The 23,170-nt window shown below is 66.6% G+C and carries 17 protein-coding genes; 4 read left to right on the top strand and 13 right to left on the bottom strand.

The genetic code is table 11. The features are described from left to right. Positions 1-80: 80 nt before the first annotated feature. From KIH79_RS04130 to rpmB, 4 genes are all read right to left on the bottom strand, one after another. Positions 81-683, bottom strand: a complete 603-nt coding sequence (locus KIH79_RS04130) for a nitroreductase family protein (RefSeq protein ID WP_219058254.1) — start codon at positions 681-683, stop codon at positions 81-83. Between the two features lie 339 nt (positions 684-1,022). Next, positions 1,023-1,712, bottom strand: coding sequence for an RsmD family RNA methyltransferase (locus KIH79_RS04125; protein WP_219058253.1), 690 nt, complete (start codon positions 1,710-1,712; stop codon positions 1,023-1,025). 47 nt (positions 1,713-1,759) lie between these two features. Next, positions 1,760-4,408, bottom strand: a complete 2,649-nt coding sequence (locus tag KIH79_RS04120; protein WP_219058252.1) for an ATP-dependent DNA helicase RecG — start codon at positions 4,406-4,408, stop codon at positions 1,760-1,762. Between the two features lie 123 nt (positions 4,409-4,531). After that, positions 4,532-4,726: a 50S ribosomal protein L28 gene (gene rpmB / locus KIH79_RS04115; RefSeq protein ID WP_163232444.1), complete on the bottom strand. Its 195-nt coding sequence runs from the start codon at positions 4,724-4,726 to the stop codon at positions 4,532-4,534. Positions 4,727-5,087: 361 nt separating this feature from the next. Between rpmB and KIH79_RS04110 the strand changes: the two genes are divergently transcribed. Next, a complete protein-coding gene (locus KIH79_RS04110) occupies positions 5,088-6,173 on the top strand; it encodes a PfkB family carbohydrate kinase (protein ID WP_219058251.1) in 1,086 nt (361 codons plus the stop codon). 276 nt (positions 6,174-6,449) lie between these two features. Here the strand turns inward: KIH79_RS04110 and KIH79_RS04105 are convergent, their stop codons facing one another. The 6 genes from KIH79_RS04105 to KIH79_RS04080 form a co-directional block, all read right to left on the bottom strand. Beyond that, positions 6,450-7,580: a 3-deoxy-7-phosphoheptulonate synthase gene (locus KIH79_RS04105; protein WP_219058250.1), complete on the bottom strand. Its 1,131-nt coding sequence runs from the start codon at positions 7,578-7,580 to the stop codon at positions 6,450-6,452. Between the two features lie 709 nt (positions 7,581-8,289). Further along, entirely contained in the window at positions 8,290-9,639 is a 1,350-nt protein-coding gene (locus KIH79_RS04100; RefSeq protein WP_219058249.1) for a C1 family peptidase, read from the bottom strand. Positions 9,640-9,856: 217 nt separating this feature from the next. Next, positions 9,857-11,215, bottom strand: coding sequence for a cell division protein (locus KIH79_RS04095; protein ID WP_236023599.1), 1,359 nt, complete (start codon positions 11,213-11,215; stop codon positions 9,857-9,859). 193 nt (positions 11,216-11,408) lie between these two features. Then, positions 11,409-12,092 carry a pyroglutamyl-peptidase I gene (locus KIH79_RS04090; RefSeq protein ID WP_219058248.1) on the bottom strand — a complete coding sequence of 228 codons (684 nt, stop codon included), beginning with the start codon at positions 12,090-12,092 and terminating at the stop codon, positions 11,409-11,411. 162 nt (positions 12,093-12,254) lie between these two features. Next, positions 12,255-13,307 (bottom strand): IspD/TarI family cytidylyltransferase, encoded by a 1,053-nt coding sequence (locus tag KIH79_RS04085; RefSeq protein WP_236023598.1) that lies wholly within the window; start codon positions 13,305-13,307, stop codon positions 12,255-12,257. A gap of 97 nt (positions 13,308-13,404) precedes the next feature. Next, positions 13,405-14,397 carry a purine nucleoside phosphorylase YfiH/LACC1 family protein gene (locus KIH79_RS04080; RefSeq protein ID WP_219058246.1) on the bottom strand — a complete coding sequence of 331 codons (993 nt, stop codon included), beginning with the start codon at positions 14,395-14,397 and terminating at the stop codon, positions 13,405-13,407. Positions 14,398-14,491: 94 nt separating this feature from the next. Between KIH79_RS04080 and KIH79_RS04075 the strand changes: the two genes are divergently transcribed. Next, a complete protein-coding gene (locus KIH79_RS04075; protein WP_219058303.1) occupies positions 14,492-16,219 on the top strand; it encodes a peptidase U32 family protein in 1,728 nt (575 codons plus the stop codon). 32 nt (positions 16,220-16,251) lie between these two features. On the opposite strand, the gene KIH79_RS04070 is transcribed toward KIH79_RS04075, so the two are convergent. Then, complete coding sequence (locus tag KIH79_RS04070) at positions 16,252-16,968, bottom strand: LysE/ArgO family amino acid transporter (protein WP_219058245.1); 717 nt, start codon at positions 16,966-16,968, stop codon at positions 16,252-16,254. Positions 16,969-17,305: 337 nt separating this feature from the next. Between KIH79_RS04070 and KIH79_RS04065 the strand changes: the two genes are divergently transcribed. Continuing rightward, entirely contained in the window at positions 17,306-18,922 is a 1,617-nt protein-coding gene (locus KIH79_RS04065; protein WP_219058244.1) for an aminotransferase-like domain-containing protein, read from the top strand. Between the two features lie 104 nt (positions 18,923-19,026). On the opposite strand, the gene KIH79_RS04060 is transcribed toward KIH79_RS04065, so the two are convergent. Both KIH79_RS04060 and KIH79_RS04055 read right to left on the bottom strand, forming a co-directional pair. Beyond that, positions 19,027-19,887: an aldo/keto reductase gene (locus KIH79_RS04060; protein WP_219058243.1), complete on the bottom strand. Its 861-nt coding sequence runs from the start codon at positions 19,885-19,887 to the stop codon at positions 19,027-19,029. A 161-nt stretch (positions 19,888-20,048) separates the two neighbouring features. After that, positions 20,049-22,871, bottom strand: a complete 2,823-nt coding sequence (locus tag KIH79_RS04055; protein ID WP_219058242.1) for a Spy0128 family protein — start codon at positions 22,869-22,871, stop codon at positions 20,049-20,051. Between KIH79_RS04055 and KIH79_RS04050 the strand changes: the two genes are divergently transcribed. Further along, positions 22,836-23,170, top strand: a 335-nt coding sequence (locus KIH79_RS04050) for a Spy0128 family protein (RefSeq protein WP_338023117.1), incomplete at its 3' end; no start/stop codon positions are given. The two genes, KIH79_RS04055 and KIH79_RS04050, sit on opposite strands and share 36 nt — an antisense overlap.

The following is a 23,170-nucleotide window of genomic DNA, read 5'->3' as shown; positions in this document are numbered from 1 at the left end:
GTGACGTTTCAGACACCGTTTTCGTCACTGTGTGCGCGTCGATGTCGTTATCACGCGCACAGAGTGACGAAAATCGCGATTTACAGGCCGAAGACCTTGACGCGGGCGTCGGCCGGCTGCTTGTCGACCGGGCCGGCGGGCTGGGCGACGGTGCCGAACGGCATCTGGGCCTGCAGCTTCCAGCTGGCCGGCAGACCGAACTCGGCGGTCACGGCCTCGTCGATGAGCGGGTTGTAGTGCTGCAGGGAGGCGCCGAGGCCCTTGTCGGCCAGCGCGGTCCACACGGCGAGCTGGAGCATGCCGGCGGCGTCGCGCGCGAAGCCCGGGAAGTTGGCGGCGTAGGCCGGGATGTTCTCCTGCAGGGTCTTGGTCACGTCGGTGTCGTCGTAGAACAGGACGGTGCCGTGGCCGGCGGCGAAGGCGTTGATCTTGGCTTCGGTGGCCTTGAAGGCCTCCTCGTCGCCCACGACCTTGCGCAGGGTCTCCTTGACGATGCTCCACAGCTTCTGGTTGGCATCGCCGAACAGCACGACGGCGCGCTGCGGCTGGGAGTTGAAGGCGCTCGGCACGGCGACGGTGACGTCCTCGACCAGCTTGACGATCTCCTGGTCGCTGATCGGCGACGCGCTGGTCAGCGCGTACTGGGAGCGGCGGTTCTGCAGATCCTCGACGAAGTTCGACATGATGTGTCCTTTCGTTTCGCTTATTATGTCTCGATCATTATATATCTCGATTCGAGATATATCTTCCGGATATAACGATACGAGGTATTGCGTGTGTATCTTGATGGATCCGCTGTCAGAGGAATTTTTTGGGTCGCCGGGTTCCCGGGATCGGGCGGCAACATCCCGGGAACCGGGAAACGCACATGATCAAACAAGTGAACATCGGCAAACCCTGCGATTCCGCCATGCACACCATCACAAACGAACAGGGCCGGTTCCCGGGATTTTTCGCCAATGATCCCGGGAACCAGCCCCCAGCACCCACCAGTTCACACGGCCCTCACCGGCCCCCATCACTCACTCAACATTCCTCTCCACATAGAACACGGCGGTCTCCCCATAGTCACGCCGCTCGGTGATCGACCAGCCCGCCGGCATCGCCGGCTCCTCGGACCGGGCCGACCGCTCGAGCACGATCAGCGTCCGCTCCCCCGCCATACCCGACGCGACCAGATCGGCCAGCAGGCTTTCGCACGCCGACGTCTCGAACGCGTAGGGAGGGTCGATGAAGATCACATCAAACGACTGGTCCGCGCCCGCCGTACGGCCCACCGTACGGCCCACCGCGCCCGCACCTGCCGCACCTGCAGCACCTGCCACACCAACACCAGACGCACCCGCAGCACCGGCCACCGAACCACCCGCAGACGGAGCCGCATACTTCTCCGCCTTCGCCTTGATGACCCGCGCCGACATGTCCGGTTCCCACGACCGGTTGCGCTTGAGCGCGGTCAGCGTCTTCGCGATGAGCGCGGCCGCCGGCCCGTTCGCCTCCACGGCGACCAGCTCGCGTGCCCCGCGGCTCAGCGCCTCGATGCCGAGCGCCCCCGTGCCGGCGAACAGATCGAGCACGCGGGCGTCGTCGAGCACGCCCCACGAGTCGAGGCGGGAGAAGATCGCCTCCTTGGTGCGGTCGGTGGTGGGCCGGGTGCCTGCTTTCGGCGTGGTGAGCGCCACGCCCTTGAATCGTCCTGAAATCACGCGCATACGCCCTACTCTAGCGGCGTATGCGCCCGCCCACGCACCCGCCCCGATCACGACGAGGTCAGGAACGTCTCGTTGCCGCGCGTGAAGTCGAGCACCGCGCCGGCGAGCTGTACTTCACCCGTCAGGTCGGGATCGGCGTTGAGCAGCGCGTCCGCCCGCGAGCGCGCGTCGGCGATCATGTCGGCGTCCTTGACGACGCGCAGCAGTTTCAGGCTCGACTTGCCGCCGGACTGCGCGTCGCCGAGCACGTCGCCCGCGCCGCGGAATTCCAAGTCGGCCTGCGCGATTTCCGCGCCGTCCAGCGTGCCCTGGACCACCTGCAGGCGCGCTTCGGCCGGCGAGCCCGGTTCAGCACGCGAGATCAGAAACGCCCACGAGTTCGTGCCGCCGCGGCCCACGCGCCCGCGCAGCTGGTGCAGCTGCGACAGTCCGTACCGGTCGGCGTCGAAGATCACGATGCAGCTGGCCTGCGGCACGTCCACGCCGACTTCGATCACCGTCGTGGCGACGAGGATCGGCGTCTTGCCGCTCGCGAAGTCGGCCATCACGCGCGCCTTCGTCTCGTCGTCGTCGCGGCCGGTGAGCGTCGCGAACGCGATGCCGGCGAACTGCGGCAGCGCGGCGAGTCGCGCGGCGATCTCCGTCACCGCGTGCAGCGGCGGACGCTCTGTCGCGTCGGCGTCGGACGCGGCCCCATTCCGTCCGCCGGCGGTCCCCCGACCCGCCGAGCCTGCAACCAACGACGAGCGGGCTTCGCGCGTCATCTCGTCGGACACGTCGTACACGCCGGTTTCGGAGCCGTCCGCGCCGGACTCGCCGTCGTCATCGTCCGCGTCGATGCGCGGGCAGACGACGTACGCGCGCTCCCCCGCGTCGATGCGCTGCCGGATGTGCGCGAACATGCTCGCCATCGTGCGCACGTCGGCTTCCGGCACGACGAACGTGCGGATCGGCTTGCGTCCGCCGGGCAGTTCGGTCAGCCACGAGATGTCGAGGTCGCCGAACCACGTCATCGCGGCCGTGCGCGGGATCGGCGTCGCGGTCATGACGAGCAGATGCGGGGCCTTGTCCGTCTTCGCGCGCAGCGATTCGCGCTGTTCGACGCCGAACCGGTGCTGTTCGTCGATCACCGCGAGCGCCAGGTTCGGCGCCTGGAACGTTTTGGAGAACGCGGCGTGCGTGGCGACGATGATGCACGGCTCGCCGCTGGCCGCCATGGCGAGCGCGCGGCGTCGTTCGGCGAGTTTCATGCCGCCGGTGAGCAGGATGACGGGGATGCCGGCGCGACCGTCGCTGCCGTTCCCGCCGGCAGTGCGCGTCTTGCGTTTGGCCGACGAGCCCGCCGACGACGCCGTTCCGGCGGGGTCGGGCTCACCGTCGCCGCCCGCCGGGTCGTCCAGCCCGGCGACCATGCGGGAGATCGTGGCGACGTGCTGTTCGGCGAGGACCTGCGTGGGCGCGACGAGCACGGCCTGTCGGCCGGAGCCGACGGCCTGCAGCATGGCGGCGAGCGCGACGACCGTCTTGCCGGATCCGACTTCGCCCTGTAGCAGGCGCTGCATCGGCGTGTCGCGGGCCATGTCGGCGGCGATGTCGTCGATGACCCCGCGCTGTCCGCCGGTGAGCGTGAACGGCAGCGCGTCGATGAACCGGTCGCGCAGCTCGGTGTCGGGGCAGGGTTCGGCGGCGGCGTGGTGCGCGTGCCGGCGCGCGTTGAGCAGTGCGGTCTGGCAGATGAACGCCTCCTCGTAACGCATGGCGTCGATGCCGCGTCTGAAGTCGGCCGTGGTTTGTGGGTCGTGGATGGCGGCGAACGCCTCGGCACGGTGCATGAGTCCGCGGGCCGCGCGGACCGATTCGGGCAGGATGTCGGGGATGGCGGCGGCGAGTCGGTCCGCTTCGACCGCGTTGCGCTGTGCGGACGCAACCTGCGCCGACGAGACGGCCGGGGACGAGGCCGCCGACGCGGAGGACGACGCGGACGATGGCGGCGGCGCAGGCGAAGTCGGCGATGCCAGCGACACAGGCAGCGCAGCGCCGTCGCCCGCGTCCGCATTCTCGCCTTCCAGCAGACGCAGGAAGCCGAGAATGGATTCGTGGATGTGCTCGCTGGAGATGCGCGACGTGGCGTGGTAGACGGGCCGCGGCCGGCACACGCGGCGCAGACCGGCCTCGATCGTGTCCGCGTCGTACTTGAGCGACGACGAGGCGGGGATGAACATGTCGCCGTCGGGATCATCCGCGTTGGGGGCAACGGTGAGCGTTTCGGGATGGGTGAACTGGAGCTGCCCGTTGAATTCGCTAGGCTGTCCGGAGACGACGATCGTGGCGCCCTCGCGCAGGCCCATCGCCTTCCAGTCGATGAACTGCTTCTTGCCGGAGAAATAGACGAGCCGGGCGAGCGCGCCGGACGTGCGGCGTTCGGGGGCGAAGTTGGAATCGTCCACGACGACTTCGAGCCGGTACGAGTAGCCGGACGTGCGCGTCACGCGCTGGCCGCGCACCACGGCGGCGAACGCCATCGCCTCACCGATGCGCGCCTCGCGCAGCGACCTCAACGGCACGGGTTCGGTCACGCGGAACGGATAGTAGGTCAGCGCGTCGCCAACCGTGACGACGCCCAATGCCTTGAGCGCGCCGACACGCCGTTTGTTCGTCATCAGGGACGCGATCGGGGTATCCAACGTAATGCTCATGGCATCCCATTCTTGCGGCGCAAGCGGACTTTGCCGAACCCCGCCCGGGCGTCCGGGCGCCCGGGCAATGAAAAACCCCGGCGGTCTTGCGACTACCGGGGTTTAAGCTTGCTATCTCGCGATTCACGCGGCCACACGCTGAACCTTGCCAGCCTTGAGGCACTTGACGCACACGCGCAGACGGACGTTCTGGCCGTCAACGGTGGTGCGAACCGGCTGCAGGTTCGGGCGGAAGGTGCGCTTATTGCGGATATGCGAATGCGAAACGGTGTAACCGGTCTGCGGTCCCTTGCCGCACACTGCGCAACGAGCTGCCATAATGGACTCCCTATAATGTTCTTTTGACTTGCAAGTCTTGCATTCGTTCATGCCATACGTTCTACGGCATGGTCGAACACACAACTTCCCTAATATACAGCGCGGTCCCGGACAATGCAACACGGGCGCATACCACGCGCCGTCCGCATGCCGCGTCTTCGTCTCAGCAGACGGCCGGAAATCCCGCGGCGGACGGCCCGCAGTCGGGGCGGGGCGCGGGAACACGCCGGCGCTCCCCTATGCGGAATCATCCCCGATGACTATTGCGACGTTCAGGAAACGTTCATAGACTTGGCGTACAACATTGACAACGGTTGGGGTGCAACAGGGCGCACGATCGCGGGAAATCAAGGAGGATGCCATGCTCAGTCGTATCGGGGAGCGTTTCTCCCGCCATCTTGAGGATCATCTCGACGAACGGCCGGACGAGCCGGCGCATGCGGTCATTTCGCTGGGCCACGTCTGGGTCGACATCATGATGGACGTCGACGGCGTGCCGAAAACCGGCGGATTCGCCGTGTCCGACCACACCACGGCCACCGTGGGCGGCAGCTACCGCGTCCTGCAGGCCGCGAGCCGCATGGGCGTCAAGGCCGAGCACGCAGGCATCATCGGCACCGGACCGTGGGCCACGATCGTGCGGCAGGCGCTCGCGGACGACGGCATCGAGCACATCGGGCAGGACCGCATCGACGCCGACTCCGGATTCCGTCTCGTGCTGTCCGACGAAGATCATCGCAAAACGTACATCGCCACGTACGGAGCCGAAGCGCAGGGCGACGAAACGACGTTCGACTGCGTGGAGCCGGCGGCGGGCGACGTGGTGCACATCAGCGGCAACACACTCATGGACCACACGGCGGCCGGCATCGACGAGTTCATGCAGCGAGCCGGCGCGGATCCGGCGTCGCGCGCGTATCGGATCGTGCTGAACCCGACGAACACGCTGTCGCTGGTCAACGACCATCTGCTTGAGGACCTCGTGCTGGCGCGGCCGATCTGGTCGTGCAACCGGCAGGAGGCGAACACGCTGGCCGACCGGCTCGGCATCGCGCGAGACGAAGACGTGGCGCTGACCGTCGGCGGCGGTTTCGACCGCGCGATGGCGGAACTATGCCGTTCGCTCGGCGAGACGCTGCGCGCGCCGCTCGTGGTGCGCGCCGGATCGCGCGGCGCGTGGGTGCGCACGCCGGGCGGCGACGTGGTGCATGTGGACGGTTACGAGACGAAGGCGACGCACACGCGCTCGGCCGGCGCGACGCACACCGGCGCGACGTGCGCGATGCTGGCGCGCGGATGGTCGCTGGTCGACGCCGTGCGGATCGCGAACGCGGCCGCCTCTCTCGCGATCCAGCGTTCGGTCAACGGCGTGCCCGACTGCCCGACGTACGAGGAGGCCATCGCGAAAATCGACGCCGCGGAGGACGCGACGCGGGACGTGGCCTGACATAGGGCGCCGTCGGTCAGCCGCATAGGCCTTGTCGGCCGCAGTTTGACGATCGAGAGGCTATTTCCGCCTTACGCACGGGTCAGTTTGACGATCAAGAGGCATCTTTCCGTGGAACCGATGCCTTGGCATATTGCAACGCCCACGCAATATAAGGGCAAGATGACTCGTATGGTCTGTCCGGCCGCCTCTCAATCGTCGAACCGACCCGTACAACCGTCCTTATCAGCCTCTCAATCGTCGAACCGGTCTGGATGACGGCATCCTGCAACGGACTCAGGCCGCGCGACGCGCGGCGACCGCGTCGGCGAGCGTGTGCAGCAGCTGTTCGGTACGATCCCACGGCACGCACGAGTCGGTGACCGACTGGCCGTAGACGAGCTGGTCGAGCGGGGCCGGCTTCTGATGGCCGGCGACGAGGAAGCTTTCCATCATCACGCCGAGGATGCCCTGCTCGCCGGCGGCGATGCGCGAGGCGATGTTCTCGACGACTTCGGCCTCGACCTTCTCGTCCTTGCCGCAGTTGCCGTGCGCCGCGTCGATGATCAGACCGTGCTCGCTCGGACCGGATGCCTTTGACTTCTTGAGGTCGGCGAGCGCCTGCGCGACGGATGCGGCGTCGTAGTTCGGGCCGGAATTGGAACCGCGCAGCACGAGATGGCAGTCGGGATTGCCTTTGGTTTCGGCGGAGATGACCCGGCCGTCCAGATTGATGGACAGGAAGTGGTGCTCGAACGCGGCCGCATAGCATGAGTCGGCGGCCGGTTTGATCGAGCCGTCGGTCGCGTTCTTGAAGCCGACCGGCATGGACAGGCCGGACGCGAGTTCGCGGTGGACCTGCGATTCGGTGTTGCGCGCGCCGATCGCGCCCCAGCTGATGAGGTCGCAGATGTACTGCGGGGTGATCGGGTCGAGCCATTCGGTCGCGGTGGGCAGGCCGAGGGACAGCACGTCGGTGAGCACCTTGCGCGCGAGCCACATGCCCTTGCGGATGTCGAAGCGGCCGTTGAGATCGGGGTCGTTGATCAGGCCCTTCCAGCCGATCGTGGTGCGCGGCTTTTCGAAGTACACGCGCATGACGACGAGCAGACGATCGTTGAGTTCCTTGGCCACCGCGGCGAGCTTGGTCGCGTATTCGTGCGCGGCCTTGGGATCGTGGATGGAGCACGGGCCGACGATGACGAGCAGACGGTCGTCGCGGCCGTGCAGGATGTCGCGGATTTCCTGGCGCGAACGCAGGACCAGGTCGCTCATCTCGTCGGTGAGGGGAAGCTCCTTGAGGAAATAGCGCGGGGCCGGAATCGGGTCGAGCTGGCGGATGTTCACGTCCACCGTTTCGGGAAACACGGCGTTCCTGCTTAAGCGTCGCTCATCCTCGGAACTGTCCGGACCGCGAAGACCTGCCATCGTGATGCTCTCCTCTGCTGTTCTGCGTGCGTTTGCGTGCGCTACTCATGCACGTCGCATATGCGTAGACGATACCGAACACAGGATAGTCGAGGGGACCGGGTTGCGGAAATTCCGGACTGGAATGTGGATAGCGCGGCAGATCGCCCGACCTTCGGGGTCACACGATGGTAAATCATGCGCATATGCCATCCCGTGAGATGCGTGTTCGTCACGAAATGGCACAATTCACCAAATTGCCATCGCGTGACCCGCAAAACCGCGGAAAACCGGTCACGAAATGGAAACCGAAACAAAAATGCCATCCCGTGAGAAGAGAGTTGGTCACGGGATGGAAAAATACGCAAGATTGCCATCGCGTGACCCCGGAAATCATGAGAAATCGGTCACGAAATGGAATCCGCAACGGCAATGCCATCCTGTGAGTCAACCGGCTGGTCACACGATGACATTCTCGAGGATTATTCCATCGCGTGCCCCTGCAATCGGTATGAAAAAACGCACGCGATGGAACATCATCGTTCGATGCCATCGCGTGCGTTGACACCCAAGTCACGCGATGGCAGAATGCAACGCAATACCATCACGTGCGCAGCCGATTGCATATAGGATATTCTCCGGCCTATCGGCCGGGAAGCCGGGAAAACAGTCCACTGGACTGTTTTCTATTTCCGGCTTCTCGCGTATTGGCCGGCGCACGCTTCGCGTGCTACTTGGCCAATGCGCCCATCGGGTCCCAGGCCGGGAGCATGGTGGCAGGCTCGTCGAGGGCGGCCTGATACTCGGCGGGGAGCATCGCCTTCGGGACGGCGACCTCGTAGACGTACTCGGTGAACCAGTCGTCGCTCATGGTGAAGTAGCCCTTGTCGGCGATGTCCTTGCCCCACGAGTTCTCGACGCGCCAGCGGCGGGTGGTCTTGCCGTCTTCGGCCACGTCGACGCCGACGAACGCCATCGCGTGGTTCATCGCGGAATCGCAGTAGCGCACGCGGTCTTCCTTGTTCAGGTCGAAGTCGAAGTCGTACACCTTGCCGTACTCGAACAGGTCGGTCGCCCACGCGCCGTTGACGCGGTCCATGAACGGGCCGCAGTCGGCGCCGAACCACACCGGGATGCCCTGCTCGGTGAGGATCTGGCGCACGCAGTCCTTCATGAACTGGTTCGGCACGTTGAGGTACTCGGTCGGATCGCCGCCCGCGACGTTGCCGAGGTGCTCGATGCCGATCTTCTTGCCCTTGGCGTGCTCCTGGCGAGGATCGTCCACGAGGCACACGTAGCTTTCGAGATCGGCGGAGCCGACGTACTTCTTCCAGAACTCGACCGGCGTGATCTCGCCGTCGCGGTGGAACTCGCCGTCCTTGTCGGTCCACTCCCAGTCGAAGGAGACCGGCGGCTCGCCGAGGTGGATGGTGAGGATGCGATGGCCGGCGGCGGTCGCCTCGGCCACGATCTCGGCGGTCTTGCCCTCGTCGCCCTTGGCGGCGAACAGGTGCGCGACGGCGGTGTGCAGCATGTGGCGCAGCTGCGTGTTCATCGCGCCGGTGTTCTTGGAGGACTCGGTCTCCGGGAACAGGTCCTTCGGGACCGCGCCGTACTTCTTGTACACGTTCATGGCCATCGTCCACTGGCCGCCGTCACCCATCACGTCGTCAAGCAGGTGCTTGACGAGGCGGGAGTCGTTCGGCTCGCCGGCGGCCACGAGGGCGGCCACGTCGTTGAGGAAGTAGTTGACGCGCTCGAGCTTGTCGTAGTACATCGCGTAGTTCTGCGAGAACTCGAACTCCTTGAGGCCCATGTTCTGCTTGGCGACGAAGCGGGCCACGTTCAGGGAGCTGAACAGCCAGCAGCGGCCGGAGCGGTCCTGATGGGTGACCTCGCCGTTGTCGACGATGGTCGAGAAGCGGCGCTGCAGCAGGCGGGCGCGATCGTAGTTGCGCGCGACCTTCTCGATGCCGGCCGCGGTGACGGCGTTCATGGCGAGACGGTTGGTGCCGTCAGCGTCGAATTCCTCGCGCAGCGCGTTCAACTTGTCGGCGCTCAGTGCGGTGATTTCGCTCATGCGATTCTCCTTGTGTGTTTGGGCCTTCTGGGCCACATAGTTCGGCACCCCTGCCATGTCGGCCGCGCTCCCATTGGGAGAACGGACCGGCGGCCGGGGTGCCGCGATGCAAACAGTCCCAGTCTACTCGAATCCGAGTATGACCGGGACTGTTTTTGAAACCATTCAGTCAGCGGATCAGTCAACAGATAACAGATAGATCCGCCGGCAAGCCGTGTCAGTGCTGCTGCCCGTTGGCCGGAGCCTGCTGCTGCGCGTCCTGCGCGCCGTCGGTGCTGCCGTCGTCGGCGTTCTCGCCGCCCTCGGCCTTGTCGCCCTCGGCGGGCGGCTCGGGCATCGCGAATCCGGCGAACGCGTTGGAGAACATCGCGCGCAGCTCGGACACGCGCTGCGTGATCTGAGACTCGCGCTGCTGCAGCTCCTTGAGGTGCGTCTCCATGCCCTCGATCTCGGACTTGGCGGCCTGACGGCGCTGCTCGATCTGCGCGGCGGCGTCCGCGTCGGCCTTCTTGAGGATGGCCGCGGCCTGCTTGTCCGCGTCGGCGCGCTTGGCGGTGGCGTAGGCGTCGGCCTCCTCGCGCACGGTCTTGGCCTGGCCGACCAGTTCGTCGGCCTCCTGCTTGGCGACCTGACGGCGCTCGTCGAGATGCGAGAGCAGCTCGTCGACCTTCTTGGTCGCCTCGTCCTGCTGGGCGGCGATGTCGGCGCGGATCTGCTCGACCTCTGCGGTGACCTGGCTCATCGTCTTGGTGCGGTGCACTTCGGCCTCGTCGACGATGCCCTGCGCCTTCGAGCTGGCCGCGTCGGTGATCTCGCCGGCCTTGCGGCGCGCCTCGGACATCATCTTGGACACCTGCTCGCGCACGTCGGCGAGCTTCTTGTTCGCCTCGGCGAGCGCGGACTCGATCTGGTCGTTGGTTTCGCTCTTGAGCCTGGTGATCTCCTCGGCGGCGGCCTTGCGCTGCTCGGTGATCTGCTGGGTGGCCTCGGCGCGCATGTCGGCGATCTCGCGCTCCTGCTTGGCGCGTTCGGAGGCGAGGCGCTTCTTCTGCTCCTCGCGGGCGTTGCTCAGCTCGAGCTCGGTGGACTGGCGCTGCTCGGAGACGACCTTGGCCGCTTCGGAGCGCATCTGCGCGGCGTCCTCCTGCGCGGACACGGACATGGTTTCGGCCTTGGTGTTCGCGTCCTGCAGCATGGCCTTCGCCTTGGAGGTCGCGTCGCCGACGATGTGCTGCGCGTCGAGCTTCGCGTTGTTGATGAGCGTTTCGGCCTGAGCCTGGGCCGCGGCACGGGTTGCGGCCGCGTCCTGCTTGGCGCGGTTGAGCAGCTCGGTGCTGGTCTGTTCGGCGGAGGCGAGCATCTGCTGCGCGTTCGCGCCCAGCGAGGCGAACGAGGCGCCGCCCTTCGCCTTCTTGTTGCGCTCTTCCTGAAGCTGAGCCTGAAGCTGGAGAATGCGCTCGTCGTACTGCTTGACCTGGTCGCGCAGCTGCAGCAGCGTGTCCTGCGCCGCCCCGAACGCCTCGTCCACCTTTTCCTTGTCGTACCCACGCAATGCGATCGGGAAACGATCCACCATAGCCTGTTCCTTTCGCCGTCTGTTCGACGCCCCTGAGTCCCTTGCGGGACAACCCACACCGAGCACTCTAGCGTATGAATCCTGAATACGCGCTGGGAGCGCGGTTTCCTCACAGAAGCCGCAATCTCGGGCGTGTCTCGCAAACCGGTTCGCCGTGGCCGATACCCCCGTACAACGGCGGCCCGCCGGGAAATCAGACGATGAGAATGTCGCCGGACGACGGGCAGCGCAGGTACCGCACGGTCTCGCGGATCACGTCGCGCCCGGCCTGCACCTGCTGGTCGAGCGGCAGCCCGTGCTGCGTCTTGCGGTCGTCGACGACCTTGGGGAAGCTCACGAATCCGCTCAGGACGTGATCCTGCGTGGCGGTCCAGTTGAGCAGGTTGTAGAACAGCGAGTTGCACACGAACGTGCCCGCGTCGGAGCTGAGCGACGAGGGGATGCCGTCGCGCGTGAAGTCCCTGAGGATCGAGCGTAGCGGCAGACGCGTCCAGTATGCGGCCGGACCGTTCGGGTCGATCGGGCCGGAGCGCGGCGTCGCGTTGTCCGCGTCGGGCCGCGCGGAGTCCATCAGATTCGTGGCGCAGCGTTCGAGCAGCACGCCGCGGGCCGCATGCTTGAGCCCCGTGGCGATGACGATGTCGGGATGCGCGTCCTCGATCGTGGCGAGCAGCGTCGGCCACGCCTTGGCAAAGCTGACCGGGATGGCGACCGTGCGGATATTGACGCGCACGTCGCCCAGCGGATCGTCGAACCGGTTCCCGGCGGCCGGCCCCAGCCCCTGTTCGGCGAGCGCGCGCGGCACTTCGAGACAGGGGTTGACGTCGATGCCGTCATAATGGTCGAAGCCGGAAATCACCACGTTGATCTGCTGCATGGTCTCCAGTCTAAACCAGCGGCGGCGGCCCGGCGCGCGCCCCTCGGGCTCATGTCGCCTGTGCGCCTCCGCCGGCGCCTGCCGTCTGCCGTCTGCCCGCTGCCACAACGGAACGCTCGGACGCGGCGGCCCGAGTCAACGACCGCAATCGGCGACCCGAAGTCAGCGCCCCATGCGCGACGCGGCCTCGGCGAAGATCGCGTGCATGCGCGCCTTGGCCTCCTCGCGCGTCATGTGCGACAGGTTCGCGGGCGCGCCGGTCACCGGATCGACCGGACCTGCGGCGGCCGGATCGAACGCGGCCGCGACCGCATCGTCCGCGCCCGTCGCGCCGCCCGCCGTCGCTGTGACCGGCGGCATGCCGGGCCGGCCGAGACGTTCTGCCGCGATCCGCTCGGCGGTCGGGATGTCGGACATCGTCGTGATCTTCAGGTTCGACTCGCTGCCGTCGACCACGGCGACCGCCGCGTCGGGCAGGTAGTCGACGACGACGCGAGTGTCGTCGGTCGGGTGGAATCCGGGATCGGCCGACGCCAGATCGTACGCGCGGCGGATTGTGTCGAAGCGGAACGCCTGCGGCGTCTGCGCACGGAACGTGTGCGGCCGGTCGGGCACCTGGCGCACGACCTTGCGTCCGTCGCGGAATTCCGTCAACAGCACGGTGTCGGTGCTCGCGTACGCGACGGTGGCCGCGTCGAGCTCGTCGAGCGCGTCGATGCAGCCGTCGATCGACGACTGTTCGACGAACGGACGCACCGCGTCGTGGATGAGGATCTTCGCCCGGGCCGGCACGCCCGCGTCGGCGAGCGCGCCGAGCGCGGCCGCGGTGCTGTCGACGCGCTCGCGGCCGCCGTTGATGATCATGCGGACCTTCGGATAGCCGGCGCGTTCGATGAGCTCCTCGACGGTGGCGCGCACGGCCGGGTTGACCACGACGATGATGTCGGAGACGCGTTCGTTGCGCTCGAACGCCTCGATGCTCCAGCACACGATCGGCTTGCCGCCGACGGAGACGAGCTGCTTGGGATTGTTCGGGTCGAAGCGCGTGCCGAAGCCGGCGGCGAGCACCACGGCCACGACGGGCACGGTCTGCGGCTTCGGCGCGGCGGACGCCGGCGACTCCGACGCGGACGACGCCGACGCAGAAGCGGACGACGCGGTTTCGGGTGAGGTTGCGTTCTCAGGCATGGGTTGTTCTGTTTCTCTCTCGGTCATAATGTCTTCCACCGTACGGCGGAGGGCGGCGGACGTGAGCCGGCTCACACCCATCTGCACGGAATATGCGCGGAACCCCCGCGGTCGCGGTCGGCGGCTAGTGCCGCACGATGAGCGCGAGCATGCGTCCCTCGTGCGTCTTGCCGGCGAGCGCGGCGCGGCGGTGCGAGTACCACAGCGGGTTTTCGAGCGTGCACATGCTGCGGCTGATGCCTTCGATGCGTTCATCGAGCGAGGCGGGGCCTTCGCCGTCGGTGCGGCACAGTTCGGCGAGTTCGGGATCATGGTCGAGGTACTGGGTGGCGGCGTGCACGCGCGGCATCGAATCGACGACCTTGCTCACGCCGGCGAACGCGAGGTCGATCATCGCGGCTTCGGCGATGTCGATGCCGGCGCCGCCGAACCGCGTGGTCGTCTTGGTGAGCGGGAAGCGCTTTTCGAACTTGTCGGCGATCTCGTCGCCGACCTCGTAGCAGTCGCCGCAGATGCGCGGGCCGAGCGTGGCGACGATGCGCGACGGGTCGGCACCCTTGAGCTTCATGAGTTCGACGGTCGCGCCGATCACGCCGTTCTCGAGCCCGCGCCGGCCGCAGTGGCACGCGCCGATGATGCCCGTTTCGGGATCGGCGAGCAGCACGGGCAGGCAGTCGGCGGCGAACATGCCGAGCGCGATGCCGGAACGCGACGTGACCTGGCCGTCGGCCTCCTTGACGGTCGGGGCGTCACCATCGCCGGGCGTGCGCGTGCCGGACACGTCGAAGCCGAACGGCGTGTTGATCTCGAACGCGTCGTCCACGTCCACGGCGATGCCGGAATGCACCTGCGACACCAGCGACAGACGCGCGCCGGCCGCTTCGGCGAGCGCCACGCGGTTCGACAGCACGGCCGCCGGATCGTCGCCGGACTTGCCGCCGAGGTTGCAGTTGCCGAAGTCGCCGGTGCTTAAGCCCCCAAGTCGCGTCGTGTACACGACGGTGACGCCGGGCGCGAGCGCGATCGGAATCGTCACCGGGATCGGGTTGCCGTCGCGGTCGGTGGAGCTGATCTTGCTGCTGTCAAGAATCTCGTCATCATACTGTTCATCGCTCATGCCGCCCACTCTAGCGTGACGCGGCGCCCGGCCGGCGGGACGCTGCGCCGACCGCGGAAACACTGAGATGGCTGTGCCCTACACTGTTGGGGTGATGAAAACGGATACCAATGCAACTGTGGGCACCGGCCTGCGCACCTTGCGCACCCGACGCAAGCCCGAGGTGCTCGCACCCGCCGGCAACCTGCGCGGACTCAAGACCGCCGTCGACTTCGGCGCGGACGCCGTCTACTGCGGCGGCAAGGCGTTCGGCATGCGCTCGGCCCCGAAGAACCTGAGCCTCGAGGACTTCGAGGAGGGCGCGCGCTACGCCCACGAACGCGGGGCGCGCGTGTACGTGACGCTCAACGTGCTGCCGCGCAACGCCGAAGTCGAGGCGATGCGCGAATACATCGGCCAGCTCAAGGACACCGGCATCGACGCGATGATCGTCACCGACATCGGCGTGATGATGATGGCGCACCAGATCGCGCCCGACGTGGAGCTGCACGTCTCCACGCAGGCCGGCGTGACGAATTACGGCGCGGCGCAGGCGCTGTACGAGTTCGGCGCGCGCCGCGTGGTACTCGCCCGCGAGATGGACCTGCAGGCCGTGCGCGACATCCGCGCGCGCATCCCCGACGACATGGACATCGAGTGCTTCGTACACGGAGCGATGTGCATGGCGTTCTCCGGCCGCTGCCTGTTCTCCAACTACCTGACCGGCCGCGACGGCAATCACGGCGAATGCGCGCAGCCGTGCCGCTGGAAGTATTCGATCGTCGAGGAGAAGCGGCCCGGCCAGTACTTCCCGATCGAGCAGACCGAGGAGGGCGCGTATCTGTTCAACTCGCAGGACATGTGCATGCTCGATCACATCGACGATCTGATCGATTCGGGCGCGACGAGCCTGAAGATCGAGGGGCGTTCCAAGTCGGCGTACTACATCGCGGCGATGACGAACGCGTACAAGATCGCGGTGAACGAGTACATGGTGCAGCGCGGGTTCGAGTCGGCCGGCGGCGACGTGCTGAAGCCGTTCCACGATCGGGTGATCCGCGAGGGCGACCCGGATTACGCGGAGTCGATCGACGCGGCGCCGGATGCGATCGAACGCGACGCGGATCGCGCGTTCGCGGGCGTGCCCGGCGGCGATATGGGGCTGGAGTTCGGCGGGGATGGCGCCGCGGAGGCGGCGACGGTCGCGGCCGATGCAGCCGACACCGGGAAGATCGCTCCGCTCGGTCGCGACGGCAAGGCCGCGAACGTGCGCGACGACAAGACCGAAGACGCCGCGGCCCGCGCGGCCGGCGGCTCGCAGCTCGACGATCTGAGCTACCGCGCCCGCAGCGCGCGCCGCAAGTCGAACACGGCCGAGGAGGTGCTGCCGGAAGGCTGGCATCATGCGAAGGTTCGCCCGGCGGAACCGGTCGCGCTACCCGAGTGGCTGCTGGAGGAGCCCGACAAGGTCGCGCACCGCGACTATTCGACCGGCTTCTACTATCCGGAGCACAAGGTCACGCAGAACACGAACCGTTCCGCATACTTCCGCGCGTGGATGGTCGTGGGCGAGGCGCTCGACTGGACGCCGGACGAGGGCGGCCGCGTCACGCTCATGAGCCGCAACAAGATCGAGGCCGGGCAGGAGATCGAATTCCTGCTGCCGGGCGAGCGCCCGTTCGCCTACACGGTTCCGGCCGGCGGTTTCCGCGACGCGGACGGCCATTGGGTCGAGGCGATCAACAATCCGGCGCACGTGTTCTCGATGCCGTGCCCGCATCCGGTGCCGCACAACGCGGCGATCCGCTCGCGCACCAAAAAGCCGACCCTCAAGGCGGAGTAGACGTTGCTCGTCGGCTTCGTTCCGCGGATCCGTCAGAGCACGGCGAGGGCGAAGTCGACGAGGAGCTTGACGCCGTAGAGGGTGATCACGCCGCCGCACACGCGGTTGAGCACGTCGATGATCTTCGGGCTGAACTTATGGGCGAACGCGTTGACGACGAGCGTGACGCCCATGAACCACATCACCGAGGCGGTTTCCACGCCGGTGATGAACGGGGTGGTCTGCTGGGCGCTCAGGGTCGCGGCGAACGCGCCGAGCATGAGCGTGCCGTCGATGATGGCCTGCGGGTTGAACCACGTGACCACGCACGCGGTGCCGATCGTGTCGAGCAGGCCGCGCAGGCCCATGTGCTGGGCGTGGTTCGCGGTGGTGCCGGCCGCGCCGGCGACGGTGCCGTCAGCGGACTGCGCGACCGCGACGGAGGAGTTCGCGGCGGCCGAATCGGCGGCGGACCCCTGCGTCGCGGCCTTCTTCTTCGGCAGCAGCAGCCCCATGCCGATCTTCACCACGATCAGGCCGCCGAGGCCGAGCACGATGGTCTCGAGCCACGGGTGCGCCTCCATGAGCGCGCCCACGCCAAAGAAACAGGACAGCGACAGCGACATGTCGAACAGCACGACGATGAGCGCCGTGATGAGCGCGTTGCGGCGCGTGCGCGTGAGCGCCGAATTGATGACGAAAAGATTCTGCATGCCGATCGGTGCGATGTACGCCAGTCCCATCGTCAGTCCCTGCAAATACAGGCCCATGTCTTCACTCCCCTGCGTCTCGGTTTGGCTGGGTCACACCCAACCAACCAAATCCAGCCAAATCCTTGCCGGCCGGATCAACTCCCGCGGATCGCGATCACCAGCGAATCCGCACTATTCCAATACCGTCGCATTATCCTACCCAAGCGATTACACTTGGCAACCAGCCAAGCAGTACACCATGCACCCAACCAAACTGAGCCCATCAACCACAGTTGGCCGCATCGACCGCACTCCACGGCACCGCATACGGCAACGCCGCAGCACCGCAGCAACCGGAATCCCATCACGGACGTCAGTCGGCCGCGCCCGTCCAACCACGAATCGAGGAACCGTCATGGCACGCATCGCGCCGATCAGCATCGACTGGACACCGGACCGCGCGTCCGACGTGCCGGTCACCGAACAGATCGTCGACTTCATGTGCCGTCAGGTGTCCAGCGGCGCATGGCCGATCGGCTCGCGCCTGCCGTCGCAGCGCGCGCTGGCCGAGGCGTTCGGCGTGAACCGGTCGACCGTCATCGCCGCGATCGGCGAACTGGCCGACTACGGCATCGTCGAGGGCCTGCACGGCGCGGGCACACGCATCGTGAGCAACACGTGGTCGCTCATGCTGCCGGGCGCGCCGGATTGGGCGGACTACGTCTCGTCCGGCTTCTTCCGCGCGAACAACGCGACGATGCAGACCATCAACCGCATGGAGTTCGCGCGCGGCGTCACCCGGCTCGGCACGGGCGAGCTTGATCCGCGACTGTTTCCGCGCGACATGTGGCGACGCGTGGCGCGCGAGGCCGCGGACGAGATCGATGCGATCGGATATCCGGAGCCGGAGGGCACGCCGGCGCTGCGGGAGGCGATCGCCGCGCACATGCGCGCGACCGGCGTCGACTGCACGGCCGAGCAGATTCTCGTCACGTCGGGCGCGTTGCAGGCGCTGCAGATGATTTCGGTGAGCCTGCTGTCGGCCGGATCGACGGTGATCGCGGAAGCGCCGAGCTACATCAAGTCGCTGCAGGTGTTCCAGTCGGCGGGGATCCGGCTTGCCGGCGTGCCGATGGACGGCGACGGACTGCGCGTCGACGCGCTGCGTGCAATGTTGGACGGTTCCGCCAACCGGTCCGACGATTCCGGCGCGGATACGACCGGGGCCGGTCTGCCGTCGAACGCCCAGTCGGCCGCGCCGATCACGCCACCGGACTTCCGATCAGGAAGCGCGATCCAACGTCCGGTGCCGTCACCGATCAGCCGCCGACGGACGGACGATGCGGTGCTGTACACGATTCCGACGAACCACAATCCGACCGGCGTCACGATGCCGGACGCGCGGCGGCGCGAGCTCATCGACTGCTGCGTGGCGAACCGGCTGCCGATCATCGAGGACGGCGCGTATCAGGACCTGTACTTCGGCGACGGACCCGCGCCCACGCCGCTCAAATCGCTGGACAAGACAGGCATGGTGATCACGCTGGGCAGCGCGTCGAAGGCGCTCGCGCCCGGCCTGCGCATCGGCTGGATCGTGGCGGACCGGTCGATCGTGCACCGGCTAGCCGACGTGAAGATGCAGATGGATTACGGCGCGAGCACGCTCAGCCAATGGGTGTACGCGCGGTTTTTGGACAGCGGCCTGTACGACGAATACGTGGCGGGGCTCAAGCGCGAGCTGCGCCGGCGGCGCGACGCCGCGCTCGACACGCTGGACCGGCTGTTTGCGGGGCTCGCGCATTGGACCGTGCCGCAGGGCGGATTCTACATTTGGCTCACGTTCGACCAGCCGGTGAAGATCGGACGCCTGTTCCAGCTGGCGTTGGAGCGCGGCGTGCTGCTCAATCCCGGCGACGTGTACGATTTCGAGGGCGACAATGCGCTGCGATTGAGCTATTCGTACACGACGCCGGAGGAGTTCGCACGGGCGGCGGCGGTGCTGGCCACGACCGCCCGCGAAACGGGGGCGTGATCGCCAAGACAATGAGCGTCAAACGCCGCTCGCCTGTGACACTCCCCCAGTCGGCTTCGCCGACAGCCCCAGCCGAGGGACCAAGGATTCAGGAAGCGCACAGCTCAGCCGAGCTTGGCGAAATCCTCCTCGTCAAGCTGGAGTTCGCCGGCCTTGAGGCTGTCGAGAATGGTTTCGGGGCGGTGCGCGCCGGGGATCACGAACATGTGGTCACCCTTGGCGAGCTCCCACGCGAGCACGACCTGCTGGTAGGAGACGCCGTGCTTGGCGGCAACCTCGCGGAACGGGTCGAACTTGTGCTCGTCGTACGGGTGGCGGTAGCCGCCGAGCGGGCTCCAGCACACGAACGCGAGGCCGAGCTTGGCGCAGTAGTCGAGCGTGTCCTGCGTGTCGAGGTGGACCGGCGAATACTGGTTCTGCACGGCGATGAGCTTATCGCCGAGGATGCCGCGCGCGATGTCGAGCTGTTCGATGGTCACGTTGGACACGCCCGCGTACTGGGCGACGCCTTCGTCGACGAGCTGCTTCAACGCTTCGATGGACTCGTTGTACGGCACCTCAGGATCGTGGCGGTGCATGTACAGCAGGTCGATCGTGTCGACGCCGAGCGCCATCGCCGATTCCTTGCCGTAGCGGATGAGATATTCGGGCTTGCCGTCGCGCGGCCAGACGGGCTTGTCGCCGTCCCATGCGCGGCGCAGGCCGATCTTCGTGGCGACGAGCACTTCCTCCTTCGGACCGTTCCACGTGTCGAGGGCCTCGCGGACGAGCTTTTCGCCAGTCTGCTCCTCCTCGCCGGGCGTGTAGTAGGCCCACGCGGTGTCGATGTGGCGGCAGCCCGCGTCGAGCGAGGCGTGCAGCGTTTCGATGCCGACATCGTGGCCGCGGTTGTTTTCGATGGTCAGCGGCATTTCGCCGTGGCCGATGGCGGTGGTGTAGAACGGTCCGAGATTGCGGTGCAGCATAAGACCTCCTTGTTGGTGCGATGACCGCCCGTCGCCGTGGCGCGTTGCGATGCGTTGCGACGACGGCTGCGATCGTTGCCGGTTCGGTTGTTGCCATGTCCAACGATACGCTGACCTCGGCCGGACCATGTCGCCGGCCGAGGTCAGCATCTGCGAACACGTTACTGTGCGTGGCGTCCCTTGCTCTTGCGCGGGGAGCGTGCGATTGTGCCGTGGAGGCGGATCATGCCGAGTGCCAGGCCGCAGCCGAGCAGGGCCGTGAAGGCGGCCATGATCGACGAGGTCGCCGCGCCGGTTTGGGACAGCGGGGTCTTGGGGTAGGACCGGTCCGTCGGCTGGGTTGGCTGCGTCGGCTGGCCGGGCGTGGTCGGCTGTTCCGGCGTGCCCGGTGTCTCCGGCTGCTCGGGCTTGCCCGGTTCCTCCGGTGTGTCGGGCGGCGTGGCCGGCGGCGTGTACGTGTTCACGAATTCGGGCGTTTTCCGGTCCAGTCCCAGGAAACCGGACGAATAGGCAACGTTCGCGGTCAGTTTGCCGTTGCCATCGTCCGTGACCGTGACCGTCACCTTGTACGTGGTGCGGTCGTAGGTCATGTTCGCGTCGTCGCCCGCGGTTTCCGTGATCTCGTACCGCCAGGTGCCGGCCTCGGTGTAGGTGATCGGCTGGAACACGATCGTGCCGTCCGCGGTGTTCGCCGCGCTTTGCAGTGTCTTGCCGTCCGCATCGCGCAGCACGAACGTGAACTCGCCGTCCCGCAAGTCGCGGCCGTTGAGCGTCTTACGCGCGTCGAAATTGACGGTGACGGGCGTCGGCTGCGGCGTGTCGGGCGGTGTGGCCGGCGGCGTGTACGTGTTCACGAATGTCGGCTGGCTTACCGTCTTGCCGTTCGCGTCGGCGACCGTGTGCGTTGCGCTCAGCGTGCCGTCGCCGTGGTCCGTGACGGTGACGGTCACGACGTACGTCGCGTCGTCGTACATCACGCCGGTCTCGTCGCCGGACTGTTCGCGGACCGTGTACGTGTACGTGCCCGGCTTGTCGTACGTGATCGGACCGAACGCGATCCGGCCGTCCGCATTGTTCGTCGCGGTCGCGGACCTCGGCATCGGCGCGTCGTCCTTCGCGTCCAGCACGAACGTGAACTCGCCGTCATGCAGATCGCGGCCGTTCAGCGTCTTCGTGAAGGAGAAGCTGTCGGTTGTGGACTTGGCCGAGTACGTGTTCGTGAACGTGAACAGCGGGCCTTCCGCCGGACTGGCCGTCGCGGACAGCGTGCCGTCGCCGTTGTCGCGCAACGTGACGGTGAACGTGCGCGTCGCGGTCGCGTCGTTCGTCACGCCGGGAGCGCTGCCGGACTCAGTGACCGTGTACGTGAACGTCTTCTCGGCTTCGCCAGCGAGGTCGGCCTTGGTGAACGTCACCGTGCCGAAATCGACGTTGCCCGTCTTATCGTTCGTCACCGACAGCCTGCCGTCCTTCGCCTTGACGGGCATCGGGGCGCCCTGTTCGCCGGTCAGCGTGAACGTGAACCTGCCGTCGAAATCGGCGATCGGGGCGCCGTCGAGCAGTTTCACGCCCCTGAACCCGACCGGGGCCGAGTCCGTGGTCGTGTACGCGTTCTCGAACGACACGCTGTTGCCCTTGCCCAGTCCCGTCGCCGTGACCGTGAGTTTGCCGTCATGCGTCTCGTCCGCGACGCTTACGGTGAACGTGCGCGTCTTGGTGACGGCGGACACGCCCTTCGGCAGGCCCGCCTCGGACTCGACCACCGTATACGTGTGCTCGCCGAGATCCTTGAGCGTGTACTGCAACGGCTTGTCGAACGCGATCCTACCGGTCTTGTCGCTCGTGCCGGTGGAGACCGGCGTGCCCGGCTTGTCGGCGCTCTGGTAGCCCTCGTACACGGTGAACGTGAACCTGTCGGCGTCCGTAAGCTTGCGGCCGGTCAGGGTCTTCGTGCCGGTCAGCGTAAGCGAGCCGCCGGCCGCGTACGTGTTCGTGAACGTGAACGACGGCTGGTCCTTCTCATGCTTCACCACGGCCGACAGCCTGCCCGAACCGTCATCCGACACGCTCACCGTGACCTCACGGGTCGCGTTCGCGTCGTTCGTGACGCCGGCGACCGTCTTATCCGAAGACTCGGCGACCACATACGTGAAGTCCCTGGAACGCGCGCCGCCGAGATCCGCGAGCGTATAGTGCAGGCCGTCGAAGGAGACGCCGCCGTCCGCGGCGTTCGTCGCGGTCAGCGAATCCTTGGTCACCAACTTGCCCGCATCACTGCCCGCACCACCGGTGCCAGACACTCGGATGGGCGCACCGTCCTTGCCGGTAAGCGTGAAACCGAACTTCCCGGCGAAAACAGCCGTGTAGTCCCTGCCGTCCTTACCCGTCACCTTCTTGACACCGGAGAGCTTCGCGGAACCCTCGGCGCTGTAGGTGTTGGTGAACGTCGGCTGCTGTTCGTTGGCGTTCCCGTCGACCGCGACCTTGGTGGTCAGCTTGCCCTTGTCGTTGTCCGTGACCGTCACCGTGTAGGTGTGGGCGGTGGTGTCGTAGTCGACGCCGGGCAGCTTGTCCTTGTCGGCGGGCACGACCTCGTTGACGGTGTAGGTGAACGTCTTCGCCTTCATACCGCCCAGATCGCTCAGCTTGTAGGCGATCGGGTCGAACGTCACGGAGCCGTCGGTCTTGGCGACCTTGGTCTGGAGGACCTTGCCGTTCGTGGTCTCGCCTTCATGCAGCTGGAACTGGAAGTCGTTCTCCGGAATCGGGCGTGCGGAGCCGTCCGCGTTCTTGAACGCCTTTTTCGCTCCGAGCGTCGCGGCACCGGTGGCGTCGTAGCTGTTGGTGAACGCGGCGGTGTCGGAGTTGGTGTTCGCGTCCGTGACGGAGGTTTTGAGGGCGCCGGTCTCCTTGTCAAGCGTCACCTTGACTTGCACGTACTGCCACGTGTGGTCGTAGGTGATGCCGTCCTTGGTGTCGTTCACGGCGTCGGCGGGTACGACCTCGCGGATGGTCAGTTCTCGTTCCAGCTGTATGACGGCCAGCAAACCGGCGACGGCGATCAGACGAAGCTCCTCCAGACGAAGACCAACGACGCGAACGGCGACGTGACCTTCGACAAGCTCGACTTCGATACGACCGGCACGCACACGTACTCCATCCGCGAGGTCGTACCCGCCGACGCCGTGAACGACACCAAGGACGGCATCACCTACGACCACACGTGGCAGTACGTGCAAGTCAAGGTGACGCTTGACAAGGAGACCGGCGCCCTCAAAACCTC

The organism is Bifidobacterium miconis, assembly GCF_019331735.1.
Classification (GTDB): domain Bacteria; phylum Actinomycetota; class Actinomycetes; order Actinomycetales; family Bifidobacteriaceae; genus Bifidobacterium; species Bifidobacterium miconis.
This window is presented reverse-complemented; position numbering and strand designations above follow the sequence as displayed.